This is a genomic window from Streptomyces sp. NPDC021622 (genome assembly GCF_040640795.1).
In the GTDB taxonomy this organism is placed as follows: Bacteria; Actinomycetota; Actinomycetes; order Streptomycetales; family Streptomycetaceae; genus Streptomyces.
Genome location: NZ_JBFACK010000010.1, coordinates 38044 through 51482 on the forward strand (window position 1 = coordinate 38044; position 13439 = coordinate 51482).

The 13439-nt window shown below is 70.4% G+C and carries 14 protein-coding genes; 7 read left to right on the plus strand and 7 right to left on the minus strand.

What is annotated here, in order from left to right; genetic code table 11:
• Positions 1-22 precede the first annotated feature (22 nt).
• Together AB0G47_RS20710 and AB0G47_RS20715 are read right to left on the minus strand one after the other, a co-directional pair.
• Positions 23-1717, minus strand: a complete 1695-nt coding sequence (locus AB0G47_RS20710) for an NAD(P)/FAD-dependent oxidoreductase (protein ID WP_360771799.1) — start codon at positions 1715-1717, stop codon at positions 23-25.
• Positions 1718-1775: 58 nt separating this feature from the next.
• Positions 1776-2600, minus strand: coding sequence for a carbon-nitrogen hydrolase family protein (locus tag AB0G47_RS20715; protein ID WP_360772416.1), 825 nt, complete (start codon positions 2598-2600; stop codon positions 1776-1778).
• Between the two features lie 333 nt (positions 2601-2933).
• On the opposite strand from AB0G47_RS20715, the gene AB0G47_RS20720 reads away from it, so the two are divergent.
• Together AB0G47_RS20720 and AB0G47_RS20725 are read left to right on the plus strand one after the other, a co-directional pair.
• Positions 2934-3545 (plus strand): Repetin, encoded by a 612-nt coding sequence (locus tag AB0G47_RS20720; protein ID WP_360771802.1) that lies wholly within the window; start codon positions 2934-2936, stop codon positions 3543-3545.
• Between the two features lie 198 nt (positions 3546-3743).
• Positions 3744-4280 carry a Repetin gene (locus AB0G47_RS20725; RefSeq protein WP_360771805.1) on the plus strand — a complete coding sequence of 179 codons (537 nt, stop codon included), beginning with the start codon at positions 3744-3746 and terminating at the stop codon, positions 4278-4280.
• Positions 4281-4340: 60 nt separating this feature from the next.
• Here the strand turns inward: AB0G47_RS20725 and AB0G47_RS20730 are convergent, their stop codons facing one another.
• On the minus strand, positions 4341-4796 hold the full coding sequence (locus AB0G47_RS20730) for an Lrp/AsnC family transcriptional regulator (protein ID WP_223773496.1): 456 nt from the start codon (positions 4794-4796) through the stop codon (positions 4341-4343).
• Between the two features lie 10 nt (positions 4797-4806).
• Positions 4807-6276 carry an amino acid permease gene (locus AB0G47_RS20735; protein WP_360771808.1) on the minus strand — a complete coding sequence of 490 codons (1470 nt, stop codon included), beginning with the start codon at positions 6274-6276 and terminating at the stop codon, positions 4807-4809.
• A gap of 308 nt (positions 6277-6584) precedes the next feature.
• Here AB0G47_RS20735 and AB0G47_RS20740 point away from each other — a divergent pair, with 308 nt between their 5' ends.
• The 4 genes from AB0G47_RS20740 to AB0G47_RS20755 are packed head-to-tail and all read left to right on the plus strand — an operon-like array spanning position 6585 to position 9983.
• Positions 6585-7700: an LLM class flavin-dependent oxidoreductase gene (locus AB0G47_RS20740; RefSeq protein ID WP_360771810.1), complete on the plus strand. Its 1116-nt coding sequence runs from the start codon at positions 6585-6587 to the stop codon at positions 7698-7700.
• Positions 7697-8506 carry an SDR family oxidoreductase gene (locus tag AB0G47_RS20745; protein WP_360771813.1) on the plus strand — a complete coding sequence of 270 codons (810 nt, stop codon included), beginning with the start codon at positions 7697-7699 and terminating at the stop codon, positions 8504-8506. Before AB0G47_RS20740 ends, AB0G47_RS20745 begins: the two co-directional genes overlap by 4 nt.
• Before the next feature lie 47 nt (positions 8507-8553).
• Positions 8554-8931 (plus strand): hypothetical protein, encoded by a 378-nt coding sequence (locus tag AB0G47_RS20750; protein ID WP_360771815.1) that lies wholly within the window; start codon positions 8554-8556, stop codon positions 8929-8931.
• Positions 8928-9983 carry a GDSL-type esterase/lipase family protein gene (locus AB0G47_RS20755; RefSeq protein WP_360771817.1) on the plus strand — a complete coding sequence of 352 codons (1056 nt, stop codon included), beginning with the start codon at positions 8928-8930 and terminating at the stop codon, positions 9981-9983. The genes AB0G47_RS20750 and AB0G47_RS20755 overlap by 4 nt, the downstream gene beginning before the upstream one ends.
• On the opposite strand, the gene AB0G47_RS20760 is transcribed toward AB0G47_RS20755, so the two are convergent.
• Positions 9962-10387 (minus strand): helix-turn-helix domain-containing protein, encoded by a 426-nt coding sequence (locus tag AB0G47_RS20760; protein ID WP_360771820.1) that lies wholly within the window; start codon positions 10385-10387, stop codon positions 9962-9964. The genes AB0G47_RS20755 and AB0G47_RS20760 overlap by 22 nt on opposite strands.
• A gap of 104 nt (positions 10388-10491) precedes the next feature.
• Between AB0G47_RS20760 and AB0G47_RS20765 the strand changes: the two genes are divergently transcribed.
• Positions 10492-11307 carry an NAD(P)H-binding protein gene (locus tag AB0G47_RS20765; protein WP_360771822.1) on the plus strand — a complete coding sequence of 272 codons (816 nt, stop codon included), beginning with the start codon at positions 10492-10494 and terminating at the stop codon, positions 11305-11307.
• A 70-nt stretch (positions 11308-11377) separates the two neighbouring features.
• Here AB0G47_RS20765 and AB0G47_RS20770 read toward each other — a convergent pair whose 3' ends face one another.
• Together AB0G47_RS20770 and AB0G47_RS20775 are read right to left on the minus strand one after the other, a co-directional pair.
• Positions 11378-12820: a GuaB1 family IMP dehydrogenase-related protein gene (locus AB0G47_RS20770; protein WP_360771824.1), complete on the minus strand. Its 1443-nt coding sequence runs from the start codon at positions 12818-12820 to the stop codon at positions 11378-11380.
• 173 nt (positions 12821-12993) lie between these two features.
• On the minus strand, positions 12994-13377 hold the full coding sequence (locus tag AB0G47_RS20775) for a barstar family protein (protein WP_360771827.1): 384 nt from the start codon (positions 13375-13377) through the stop codon (positions 12994-12996).
• Between the last annotated feature and the right edge of the window lie 62 nt (positions 13378-13439).

Consider the following 13439-nt stretch of genomic DNA (forward strand, 5'->3'; position numbering starts at 1 on the left):
AAAACGGCGCTCCTGAATCAGATCAGTCCTCAGGCAACTCGACGGGAGCGATCTCGTCGTACACATCCCCGGGCCCGGGGTTGGTCGCGTCCGTCCCACCGCCGAAGTGGTTCATCACGCCCCACACGGCGTTCAGCGCAGTCGTCACGGCACCCTCGGCCCATCCCGCCGTCCAGGAAATGTCATCCCCCGCGAGGAAGATCCCCCGCTTGTCCGCCGGCAGGCGATCCTGCATGAAGTGCGTGAACAGGCGCCGCTGGTAGCGGTAGTGCCCCGGCAGGTTCGCCTTGAAGGCGCCCATGAAGTAGGGCTCGTTCTCCCAGGACACGGTCACCGGGTTACCGATGATGTGCTTCCTGATGTCGACCTTCGGGTAAATCTCGCCGAGCGACTTCAGCATGACCTCCATGCGCTCGTTCGCCGAAAGCGGCAGCCACTTCAGGCTGTCGTCGCACCACGTGTACGAGAGGCAGATGACGGCGGGCTTGTCCGGCCCGTCGTCGAGCAGGTAAGTGCCCCGGGTCATGCGGTCCGTCAGCGTCATCGACATGACGTCACGCCCGGTCTCCTCGTCCTTGTCCAGCCAGAAAGGACGGTCCACCGGCACGAAGAGCTTGGAGGACTCCATGTAGTGGGTCCGCTCCATCGCCGTCCAGTGGTCGATGGGGAAGAGCGAGTCGTCGCACGCGATCTTGGAGAGCAGCATCCAGGACTGGGCGGTGAAGATCGCCGCAGGGTACGTGCGGATGTCGCCCGAGGCGTCGGTGACGGTGACCCGGTTGCCCGCGGTGCGGTCGAGCCGCGTCACGGCGGGCTTGGGCTCGCCGCCCTCGTGCAGCGACTTCAGGGACGTACCGAGATCCCAGTGCACGATCTTCTGCGGCTCGCGCTCCCACAGGCGAAGCGGCAGCTGCTGGCTGCCGCCGACGATGCCGCGGTGGTGGTCGTCGGCCTCGGTGTAGACGACGCGCAGGATCTCCAGGATGGAGTTGGGGAAGTCGGTGTCCCAGCCGCCGGTGCCGAAGCCGACCTGGCCGAAGATCTCGCGGTGCCGGAAGGACTTGAAGGCCTCGGACTCGCAGAGGAAGCCGTAGAAGGTCTGGTTGTCGAGCTTCTCGACGAGCTTGGACCAGATCTCGCGGATCTTGGGTACGTCGCGCTCGCGCAGGGCGCGGTTCATGTCGGAGAAGTCCGCGCCCTCCTCCAGACAGGCGTTCCAGGCGTTCATCACGTCGCGGTAGACCTGCGGCAGGTCGTCGACGGACGTCGCGTAGTGGGACTCGCCCTTGAGGTCGACGACCGTCGAAGGGGTCGACTCCGCGAGGGGGTTGGGGAACGCCTTGGTCTTCAGGCCGACCAGGTCGATGTAGTGCTGCAGCGCCGTCGAGGACGGCGGGAAGCGCATCGCGCCCATCTCGGCGGTGAGCGAGTCGTCGCAGCCCTCGAAGCCGACGGTGCGAAGGCGGCCGCCGATCTGGTCGGCCTCGTAGACGACGGGCTTGAGGCCCATCTTCATCAGCTCGTACGCGGCGATGATGCCGGAGAGGCCGCCGCCGATGACGGCGACCTCGGTGCCGTGCTCGGTCGCCGGTATCTGGCCCAGGCCCGCCGGGTGCGCGAGGAAGTCGTCGTACGCGTAGGGGAAGTCGGGACCGAACATGGTGATCGGCGGCTGCGCGTCGGTGTGCTGGACGGCATTGGGCACCGTGGACGTCATGGGGTACGGACTCCTTGCGGGAACGGCAGAACAGAAGAAGGGGAAGCTCGGGAGGTGGTCAGATCAGCGACGCGTACAGACCCGGGCGGCGATCGCGCAGATAGGGGTTGTTCTCGCGCGACGCGGCCAGGAACTCCGGGTCGGCGTCGCCGAACACCAGCTGCTCGTCCCGTCCGGCGCGGGCGCGGGCGACGCCGTCGGGACCGGCGAGCGTGGAGAGCCCGACGAACTCGAACTCCCCTTCCTTGCCGACCCGGTTGACGTACGCCACGTACATCTGGTTCTCGAAGGCCCGCACCGGCACGACGGAGTCGGCGACGAACTGGAAGGGGTGCATCTGGGCCGTGGGCACGAGCAGCAGGTCGGTGCCGGCCAGGGCGTGCGCGCGGACGTTCTCCGGGAACTCCACGTCGTAGCAGATCATCAGGCCGATCCGCAGACCGCCGAGCTCGGCCTGGACGACGGCCTGCTCGCCGGGGGTGAAGTGGTCGCGCTCGAAGCAGCCGAAGAGGTGGGTCTTGCGGTAGTTCGCCAGGCGCGCGCCGTCGGGGCCGATCAGCTGGACGGCGTTGAAGACCTTCCCCCGCTCTCGGCTTCGCTCGAGCGGGAGGTGCCCCCCTCCGTCGCGCTCGGGGTAGCCATAAGCGACGGCGACACCATGGCGTACGGCGATCTCGGCGATGGCGGCGGCCGAGGGACCGTCGGCGGGCTCGGCCAGGCGCGGGATGTCGTCGCCGATCGCGTAGCCGGTCAGGAAGAGCTCGGGCGCCACGAGCAGCCCCGCCCCCGCGGCGGCGGCGCGGCCCGCCGCGTCGTCGAGCCCCTTCAGGTTCTCGGCGACGGATCCGAGCTGCCCTGAGCTCTGGAGCAGGGCGGTGCGCAGCGCAGGCATGGCGGATCCTCATGGCGTACGAAGGGGATGGTGGGGTCCGTTAGACGGTACGGTCGGCGGCCTTGCCCGGACAAGGCGCGAGCGTTGCGGGCTGCCGCGCGATCTGTTGCGCAGGGTGGGCCCGGAGCGGCGATTCGTTGCGCGGCGCCGTGCGCCCCGGGTATCGGGGGTGTCCTCCTCCGGGTGCAGGGGTCCGCCACAGGTCCCCGCCGCGCGGCGGAAGCGGAGTCCCGCCCGTGGCCGGACGTGCCGGACCCCCCTTCCGCGAGAGCGTGATCTCACCCGGAAACGCCGGGTGAACGGCCTCGCAGACGGAGGACTTCCATGAGCCGCACGACCGCGCCTAGCACCCGCAACTACCCCCGCGTCATCGCCGTGGGCGCCGCGCTCCTCATGACGGCGGGCGCGGCGGGTGTGGCCGTCGCTTCCGGCGACGAGTCGGCGCGCGCCGCGTCACATGCCGAACACCAGGCCAAGCCTCGTGAGGCCGCCGCGCTCACCGGCTCGGCGAAGATGTACCGCAAGACCACCGAGGACGTGACGTTCACCTTCGACGCGCATCTGGCGGCGAGGGACAACGGCGACCCGTCGAAGGCCACCGGCACCTTCCGCTTCGTCCACCTGGACAAGCCGGGCGGCAAGGGCGGCTGGGCGAAGGGCCGCATCGACTGCCTGATGACGGGCGGCAAGGTGGCCACCGCGACCGGCATCATCACCGACTCCAACCTCAAGGACATCAAGGGCGGCCGCGTCGGCTTCACCGTCCACGACCAGGGCAAGAAGGACCGCGTGGGCTACAGCTGGGCGGCCGTGGGCCGTCCCGACGGCACCAAGAAGCTGCCCAAGTGCACCAGCTCCGCGCCGCACGAGAAGGTCAGGCAGGGCACCGGCGACTTCCGGGTCGTGCCGTGGAAGGTGCCGTACCCGACGAACTGACCGGCGCGACCACGGACGAGGAGCCGCCCGGACGGGGGTCTGGCGGCTCCTCCCCGGGGAGGGCCCGGGCAGCCGGCGTCCCCGCCGCGCGGCGGAGGCGATCACCGCCTCGCGTGCGATGCGCGGGGCGCCGGCGCACGGGAGCGTTGATCCCGCCCGGAGCTACCGGGCGAAGCCACCGCAGACGGAGGACCCCTCATGACCTTGACCCGTACCCGTGTCGCCGCAGCCTTGGGAGTCCTGGTCGTGCTCGCCACCGGCGTTGCGGTACCGGCCGTCGCGTCGGACGCGCAGCACCGAGAGGCGGCCGCACTGACCGGCACCGCGATGATCGACCGCCCGAAGGGCGACGAGATCACGTTCGCCTTCGACGCGCGTCTGGACGAGAAGGACAAGGCCGACCCGGGCAAGGCCCACGGCACGATCAAGTTCAGCCACTACATGGAGAACCCCAAGTGGGGCGGCTCGGCCGAGGCACGGGTGGACTGCCTGCTGACCGGCGGAAAGGTCGCCACGGTCTCGGCGGTCGTCACCAAGGCGGACGGCGGCTTGAAGGAGTCCGTCGGCAAGCGGGTCGGCCTGACGGTCCACGACAAGGGCAAGCAGGACGGCTTCGGCTACAGCTGGGCGATGGTGGGCATCCCGAACGACCTGCCGGACGACATGCCCAAGTGCGTGAGCGCGGCCCCGTTCGAGAAGACGAGGCCGGGGAGCGGCACGTTCCACGTGCGGTAGCGCCCCGTCAGGGGCGCGGGGAACTGCGCGACAAGCCACGACGGGCCCGCAGTGGAAGAACTAGGCAGGCGACCCCGAGGAGAACCGCCGCATCAGCGGCGACAGGACAAGAACGGACCGGGTCCGCTCAACAAACGGCTCCCCCGCAATACGCTCAAGCACCCGCTCAAAATGCCGCATATCCGCAGCAAAAACCTGAACGATCGCGTCCGCGTCCCCGGTAACGGTGGACGCGGACGCGATCTCCGGATACCGCTCAAGCCCCCGCTTGATCGCCTCCGGCGAGGTATTACGGCGACAGTAGATCTCGATGAACCCCTCGGTCTCCCACCCCAGGGCCGCGGGGTCCACCCGCACGGTGAACCCCGTGATGGCCCCGGTCGCCCGCAGCCGGTCCACACGCCGCTTCACGGCAGGCGCGGAGAGTCCGACCAGCTGGCCGATGTCGGCGTAGGAACGGCGGGCGTCCTCGGCGAGGGCGTGCACAATGCGTTCGTCGAGATCGTTCAGTCGCACTGGGGGTGGATCACTTCTCTGCTGTGGCCAATCGGGAGCGGCTCATGCCGTACAGGAAGTAGAACACGAGGCCGACGGCCATCCAGACACCGAAGACCGTCCAGGTGATGGAGTCGAGGCTGAACATGTTGTACGCGCAGAAGCCGAAGCCGAGCACCGGGAAGAGCCAGCCGAGCGGCACGCGGAAGGTGCGCGGCATGTCGGGGCGGGTCCGGCGCAGCACGATCACGGCGATGTTGACCAGGCCGAAGGCGAAGAGCGTACCGATGCTGGTGGCGTCGACGAGCTTGCCGAGCGGGATCACCGAGGCGAGGGCGGCGCAGAACAGCGACACGATGACGGTGTTCACACGGGGCGTGCCCGTCTTCTTGCTGACCTTGCCGAACACCTTGGGGACCAGGCCGTCGCGGGACATGGCGAACAGGACGCGGGTCTGGCCGTAGAGGACGGTCAGGACGACGGACGCGATGGAGATGACCGCGCCGGCGGCGAGCAGCGTGCCCCAGAAGCTCTGGCCGCTGACGTCGTTCATGATCGCGGCGAGCGTGGCCTCGGAGCCCTCGAAGTCCTTCCAGTTCCATGCGCCGACGGCGACGGCGGCGACCAGGACGTAGAGCGCGGTGACGATGATCAGCGAGAGCATGATCGCGCGGGGCAGGTCGCGCTGCGGGTTCTTCGCTTCCTCACCGGCGGTCGATGCGGCGTCGAAGCCGATGTACGAGAAGAAGAGGCTCGCGGCGGCGGCGCTGACACCGGCCGTGCCGAGCGGCATGAAGTCGGAGTAGTTGCCGGACTTGAAGCCCATGAAGCCGATGGTGCAGAAGAGGATCAGCGCGGCGATCTTCACGATGACCATGATCGTGTTGGCGAGCGCCGACTCCTTGGCGCCGCCGAGCAGGAACACCATGGCGAGCAGCACGACGATCAGGCCGGGCAGGTTGATGATCGCGCCGTCGACCTCGCCGGGCGCCGCGGAGAGCGCGTCCGGGATGGTGACACCGATGGTGCCGTCGAGCAGCTCGTTGAGGTACTCGCCCCAGCCGACGGCCACGGCCGCCACGGACACGCCGTACTCCAGGACCAGGCACCAGCCGCAGACCCAGGCGATGAGTTCGCCCATCGTTGCGTACGCGTACGAGTAGGAGGAGCCCGCGACCGGTATGGAGCCGGCCAGCTCGGCGTACGAGAGGGCCGAGAAGAGGGCGGTGAGTCCGGCGATCACGAAGGAGATGGTGACGGCGGGTCCGGCCTTGGGGACGCTCTCGCCGAGGACGACGAAGATGCCGGTGCCGAGCGTGGCACCGATGCTGATCATGGTCAGCTGCCACATGCCGAGCGAGCGGCGGAGCGAGCCACCCTCACCCTGGCCACCCTCGGCGACCAGGGCTTCCACCGGCTTGCGCCGCATGAGACGGCTGCCGAGTCCGGCGGCTCCCGGGGGGCTTGGGCGGTTCTGCGGGGGTGCGCCTTGGTCGAGCACGCGCTGGCTCCTTCATCGCTGCCGGTCAGGGCGGCGGGACCGGTGGCAGCACCCATGCATGGATGGGGACCGCCGAGCAGGCGGTCCCCGCCACACCACGTTCAGCGGATGACTCTATGAGTCAGGCTTCACTCACGTAATGCAGCAACCTTGCGCAGCGGCGGATGATCGTTGCGTACTTCCGATTCCTGCGGGTCTTCGTTGCGCGGTCCGTTTCGTCCGTTGCGTTCCAGGTCTCAGGGGAAGTGGTTGACACTTCGTCAGATCTCCCCCATCGTGCACCCCGGTCGAGAGGGAGGCAGCAGGCCATGGACCTCGATGTGCTGTACGAGATCGACGTACCGAAGCCCTGGAACGGACCCCATCCGCACGGCCAGCGCACCGCCGAACAGCGCGCCTACCGCGAGGCCGTGGAGCAGATCCGGCTCGCGGACCGCGTCGGCTTCCGCACGGTGTGGGCTGTCGAGCACCACTTCCGCGAGGGCCGCTCGCACTGCCCCGCGCCGGAAGTCCTGCTCGGCCACCTCGCGGCGCTGACCGAACGCATCCGCCTCGGTTTCGGCGTCACGCTCACCCCCTTCGGCTTCACCCCGCCGCAGCGGATCGCCGAGAAGGTCGCGGCGGTGGACGTGCTCTCGGACGGCCGTGTGGAGTGGGGCACCGGCCGCTCAACTCCCATGGAGCAGACGGCATTCGGCGTCGACCGGGAGCAGTCGCGCTCCGACTGGCGCGAGGCCATCGAGATCGTGACGGGCATGTGGCGCGAGGAGTATTTCGCGTACGAGTCGCAGCGCTTCACCTTCCCCCGCCGCATGGTGACCCCGAAGCCGGTCCAGGACCCGCACCCACCGTGCTGGATGGCGGCCACGTCCCCCGGCTCGGCGGAGGTCGCGGGCGCGGCGGGCCTCTGCCTGCTCTCCTTCTCGATCATGCAGCCGCTCGAGGCGATGGCCCGGCAGGTGACGGCCTACCGCGAGGCGGGCCGCACCCCGGCACCGATCACGGACGTCACGACGAACCGCGTCAGCGCGTACACCCTGGTACACGCGACGGACCGCCCCTCGCAGCGGGTCTGGGACTCCGTCGCCTGGTGGTATCGCAATCTCGCCCAGTTCACGCTCGACTGGGAACTGCCGCACTTGAACGCCGAGGAGCGCGAGCGGACCTTCCCGCTCCTCACCCCGATCATCGAAGGCAGCGTCCCCGTCCAGGAGTTCAACGACGGCGACATGATCCTCATCGGCGACGCGGAGACCATCGTCCGCAAGGCCAAGCACTACGCCGACCTCGGCATCGACCAGCTCATCTGTTACGTCCAGTGGGGCTATCTGGAGCATCAGGAGATCCTGCGGACGATAGAGATCCTGGGCAAGGAAGTCATCCCGGAACTGGCGTCGTACCGGCCCCGCAAGGCGGCCCGATGACCGGCAGCCTCGACACCTCCCCCATCCCCGACTACGCCTCCCTGCACCGCCTGGACGGCCGCCTCCTCGTCCTGCTCGGCGCGGGCAACGGCATCGGCCGCCAGACCGCGCACGCCCTCACGGCGGCGGGGGCACGGCTGCTCTGCGTGGACGTCGACAAGGACCGCGCGGAGGCGGTCGCCGCCGAGACGGACTCCGTCGCGTACGTCGCGGACGTGACGCACCGCGAGGAGGTGCGGGAGCTTTTCACCTACACCCAAAGGGAGTTGGGCGCGATCCGCGGCGTCGTCGACATCGTCGGCATGGCCCGCTACACACCCTTGGCGGAGCTGGACGACGAATCCTGGGACTGGCACTTCTCGATGGTCCTGCGGCACGCCTGGCTGGCCGTCCAGTACGGCGGCGAGGCGCTCGCCGAAGCGGGCGGCGGCCCGCTGGTCTTCGTGGCGTCGGTGTCGGGCCTCACGGCGGCACCCCTGCACGCGGCGTACGGCGCGGCCAAGGCGGGCCTGGTCTCGCTGGTCCGCTCGGCGGCGGTGGAGTACGGCCCGCGCGGGGTGCGGGTCAACGCGGTGGCACCCGGCGTCGTGTGGACCCCGCGGGTGGCGGCCCTGATCGGCGAAGAGGGCCGCGAGCGCAACGCCCGCAACGCGCCGCTGAACCGCGTCGCCGAGACCTCCGACATCGCGTCCGCCCTGCTCTTCTTCGCCTCGCCGCTGTCCTCGTACGTCACCGGGCAGACGCTGGTCGTGGACGGCGGGGTCGGCGTGAAGTTCCCCTACCCGACGATCGGGGGCGCGCGGTGAGGGAGTTCGTGCGGGGCGTGTCGTGGTGGGCACACGATGGCCGCCCGATGCGCACCGATCCCGCCGACACCCGGGAGCGGGCGGGCTTCCCGGCCGGGGTGCGGCTTGAGTTCACCGCGGGCGGTGCGCGGGGCGCCGCATGGTGGCCACCGGACGGCCGTGCGCTGCGTGCCGACCCCGCCGACCAGGACCGGCTACCGGCCGACACCTGGGAACGGACAGGCCTCCCGGCCGGGGCGCCTCGAATTCAGCGCGCGCGGTGCACGATGAAGGAGTTCACACGGGGCGCCGCATCGTGGCCACCGAACGGCGGCGCGCTGCGCGCCAACCCAACCGACCGGGACCGACTGCCCGCCAACACCCGCGAACAGGCCGGCCTCCCGGCCGGAACACGCCTCGAATTCACCACGCACGGTGCACGGTGAAGGAGTTCACGCGGGGCGCCACATGGTGGTCACCGGACGGCCGTGCGCTGCGCGCCGACCCCGCCGACCGGGACCGGCTACCGGCCGACACCTGGGAACGGGCGGGCCTCCCGGCCGGAGTGCGGCTTGAGTTCAGCGCGTGCGGGGTGCGGGCGGTGGAGGTGACGTACGTCGCCTCGCCTCCCTCGGATACGGACTCCTACCGCAACGCACCGCCCGTCTTCACGCTGCTCGCGGACTCCGGCGAGGAGGCGGACACCCCCGCCCCCGCGCGACGGGGCAGCGGCACGGAAGCCGTCGGCACGCCTTCACAGGAGGACGCGCCCGCGCGAGCCCAAGCCTTCGACACCCCCGCGGCACCGGGCTCGCACGTCGCGCGGATCGAACTCCCGTACCCCGACGGTGACTTCACCCTTCACTTGCCGGAGACACTGCGCCCCGCCCTCACCGGCCTGCGCCCCGTCGGCGGTGGCACGATCGAGCCCGCCGCACGGCGACCGCGCTGGCTCGTCTACGGCGACTCCATCGCGGAGGGCTGGTCGGCGTCGCGCCCCCATCTGGCATGGCCCGCGCTCGCCGGACGGGCGCTCGGCCTGGACACGGTGAACCTCGGGTACGCGGGAGCGGCGCGCGGCGAACTCGCGTCCGCGCAGCAACTCGCTTCCCTGCAGGCCGACTTGATCACCGTCGCGTTCGGCACGAACTGCTGGTCCCGTACGCCGCATTCCGCGGGGCTGCTCCACGAGACGACACGGGCGTTCCTGACCCTGGTGCGCCAGGGCCACCCGGGGGTTCCCCTCCTGGTCCTCTCCCCCGTGCTGCGCCCGGACGCCGAGTCGGTGCCGAACGCCCTGGGCGCCACGCTCGGCGAACTGCGCTCTGCGGTGGAGCGGGCGGCCGGGGACGCGGGGGCCGCACTGCTCCCCGGCGGCGGTCTCCTTGAATCCCGGCATCTGGTGGACGGCGTACATCCGGGGGACGCGGGCCACTGCCTGCTCGCGGACGCGGTGACGGCGGCCCTGCGCCGCGGTCAGCCCTGGACCGCGTCGTAGGACTCGCGGGCGGCGGCGATCGCCGGGCGGTGGTCGATGGACCAGTCGGAGAGCGCCTTGACGAGGTGGGTGAGGCTGTGGCCCATCTCGGTCAGCTCGTACTCGACCTGCGGCGGAATCGTCGGGTAGACCGTGCGCTTGACCAGGCCGTCGCGCTCCAGACGGCGCACGGTGAGGGTGAGCATCCGCTGCGATATGCCGCCGTGGATCCGGCGCTGCAGCTCCTTGAACCGCAGGACGCCCGAGGCGAGTTCGACCACCACGTACACGGACCACTTGTCGCCGAGCCGGTCCAGGACGTCCCGCACCCCGCACTCGTCCTGCGGGGTCGCACAACTGATCACCGGCTCGACGACCGCCTCAGGAGCCGGCGGGGTGGTTACCGCGGTGTGCCCTGCTGACATGAAAGTGCCTCCTTACGCGGCCGCGCGCCGCCGATCACCATGGTCACAGGCCCGGCCACCGGGCCGGATACCAGCGCAACCACTCACCACGGGGGAACGATCCCATGTTCATGATCACCGGCGCCACGGGCGCCCTCGGCAAGCTCGCCACAGCCCGCCTCGCGGGCCGCGACGACGTCGTCATCGGCAGCCGCCACCCCGCTCCCGGCGGCCGCCGCGCCGACTTCGACGATCCGGCGTCCCTGGACTTCGGCGGCGTGGACACGCTCCTGGTCATCTCCGCCGGGGCCGCCGAGGACGACGTGGTCGTCGCCCGCCACGAGGCCGCGATCTCGGCCGCGGAGAAGGCGGGCGTGCGGCACCTCGTCTACACCAGCCTCAGCGGCGACGGCGACCATCTGACGTACGCGCTCGCGCACCGCTGGACGGAACGCAGACTGCGCCGCTCCTCGATGGACTGGACGATCCTGCGCAACGGCCTGTACGCGGAGTTCCTTGCCGCCATCGCGGCACCGGGCCCCGACGGCACCATCGCCGCGCCCCTGGGCGATGGCCGGCTCGCGGCCGTGGCCCGCGACGACCTGGCCGAGGCCGCGGTACGAGTGGCGACGGATCCGTCCCCGCACGCGGGCCGCACCTACGAACTCGTCGGCGAACAGCCCCTGGGCGGCGAGGAGTTGGCCGCGGCACTCAACGGCTCGTACGAACCCGGCACCCTCGCCGCGACCCGCGAGGCGATCACCGCGGCAGGCCAGGCACTGCCCTTCCAGGTGCCGATGCTCATGAGCACGTACTCGGCGATAGCCGGTGGTTTCCTGGACGGCACGGCCATCGAGGACCGCGGCGCACTGCGCACCCTGCTGGGCAGGCAGCCCCGCCCGCCGATCGAGGCGTACAGGGCCGCACTGCAGGGTTCCTGAGGGGCGCGGGGAACTGCGCGACCGGCCACGGCCGACCCGCAGTCGAACAAGCGCAGTTCCCCCGGAGCACCTAGCTCCAGCTGGCGTGGAGGGGCTTGCCCTCCGCGTAACCGGCAGCGCTCTGCACACCCACGGTCGCCCGCTCGGCAAACTCCTCGAGCGAGCCCGCACCGGCGTACGTGCAGGAGGAACGAACACCCGCGATGATCGAGTCGATCAGATCCTCGACACCGGGACGCTCCGGGTCGAGGAACATCCGGGAGGTCGAGATCCCCTCCTCGAACAGCGCCTTGCGGGCACGGTCGTACGCCGACTCCTCGCTGGTGCGGTTCTTCACCGCACGCGCCGAGGCCATGCCGAACGACTCCTTGTAGAGGCGGCCGTTGGCGTCCTGCTGCAGGTCGCCCGGGGACTCGTACGTACCCGCGAACCACGAACCGATCATGACGTTCGACGCACCGGCGGCCAGCGCCATCGCGACGTCACGCGGGTGACGGACACCGCCGTCGGCCCACACGTGCTTGCCGAACTTCTTGGCCTCGGCGGCGCATTCCAGCACCGCGGAGAACTGCGGCCGGCCGACGCCGGTCATCATGCGCGTGGTGCACATGGCGCCGGGACCGACACCCACCTTGATGATGTCGGCACCGGCCTCGATGAGATCCCGGACGCCCTCGGCGGCGACGATGTTGCCCGCGACGATCGGCACCTGCGGGTCGAGCCCGCGCACGGCCTTGACCGCGGCGATCATCGACTCCTGGTGGCCGTGCGCGGTGTCGACGACGATCGTGTCGGCGCCCGCGTCGAGGAGCTGCTTGGCCTTGGCCGCGACGTCGCCGTTGATGCCGACGGCGGCGGCGATGCGCAGCTTGCCGTTGGCGTCGAGGGCGGGCGAGTAGAGGGTCGCGCGCAGGGCGCCGGTGCGGGTCAGGATGCCGGCCAGGCGGCCGTCCTTGTCCACGGCGGGCGCATAGCGGCGGTTCGCGTGGTCCAGCTTGTTGAAGGCGTCGCGCGGGTCGATGTCCGCGTCGAGCAGCACGAGGTCCCTGGACATGACCTCGGAGAGCTGGGTGAAGCGGTCCACGCCGTTCAGGTCCGTGTCGGTGACGACGCCGACCGGCTTCTGGTCCTCGTCCACGACGACACCGGCGTTGTGCGCGCGCTTGGGCAGCAGGGCCAGCGCGTCCGCGACGGTCTGGTGGGGGGCCAGCACGATCGGGGTGTCCAGGACGTGGTGGCGCGTCTTGACCCAGGCGATGACGTCGGTGACGACCTCGATCGGAATGTCCTGCGGGATCACGACGAGACCACCGCGGCGGGCGACGGTCTCGGCCATGCGGCGGCCGGCGATCGCGGTCATGTTGGCGACGACCAGCGGGATCGTGGTCCCGGTGCCGTCCGGCGACGAAAGGTCTACGCCCTGACGCGAGCCGACGGCGGAGCGCCTCGGCACCATGAAGACGTCGTCGTACGTCAGGTCGTACGCAGGCTGGATGTCATTGAGGAAGCGCACGTGCTGCTCATCCCAGTCGATCAGAGGTGGCCCCCGGACAGTTAGCCGGGGGAAAAGCACGTACTTCAGTGTCCCATGCCGTGGGGGTCGAACCGCCTGGGATGATCACCCAGGCAGGTCACGGGACCTCTGGTCGGATCGTCCAAGCGACCCCCAGAAGCGGAACGCTCGGCTCACGCCCCGCCACGCTCCGTGGCGGCCGCGGGCCCGAACGCGAGAATGATCTCCAGGCCGGTGCTCCGCTCACGCGCGTACGCCACCGCGTCGGTGAACACCTCCTGGGCGACGATCCACTCCTGGGGCGCGGCCTGCGCGTATGCCTGCCAGCCGGAGACGACCAGCAGGAGGCCGGGCCCGGACGGCACCCGGGGCAGGTCGGTGAGGCAGTCGGCGAGCGCGTCCCAGTTGTGCCCGAACCAGTCGGGCAGATCGAGCGCGCGGGCACAGCGGTCCATGAAACCGCGCTTGTCGCTCACACCGCTCAGATCGAGCGAGACGGTGCTCAGACCGACGCCGCGGGCGGCGTCGAGCAGGGGCACGAGGGGTTCGGACGTCATCTCAGTACCGCCTTGAAGGACGCGTAGTGGTCGTCGGTGCAGCGCCCTGAAGGGGCGCGGGG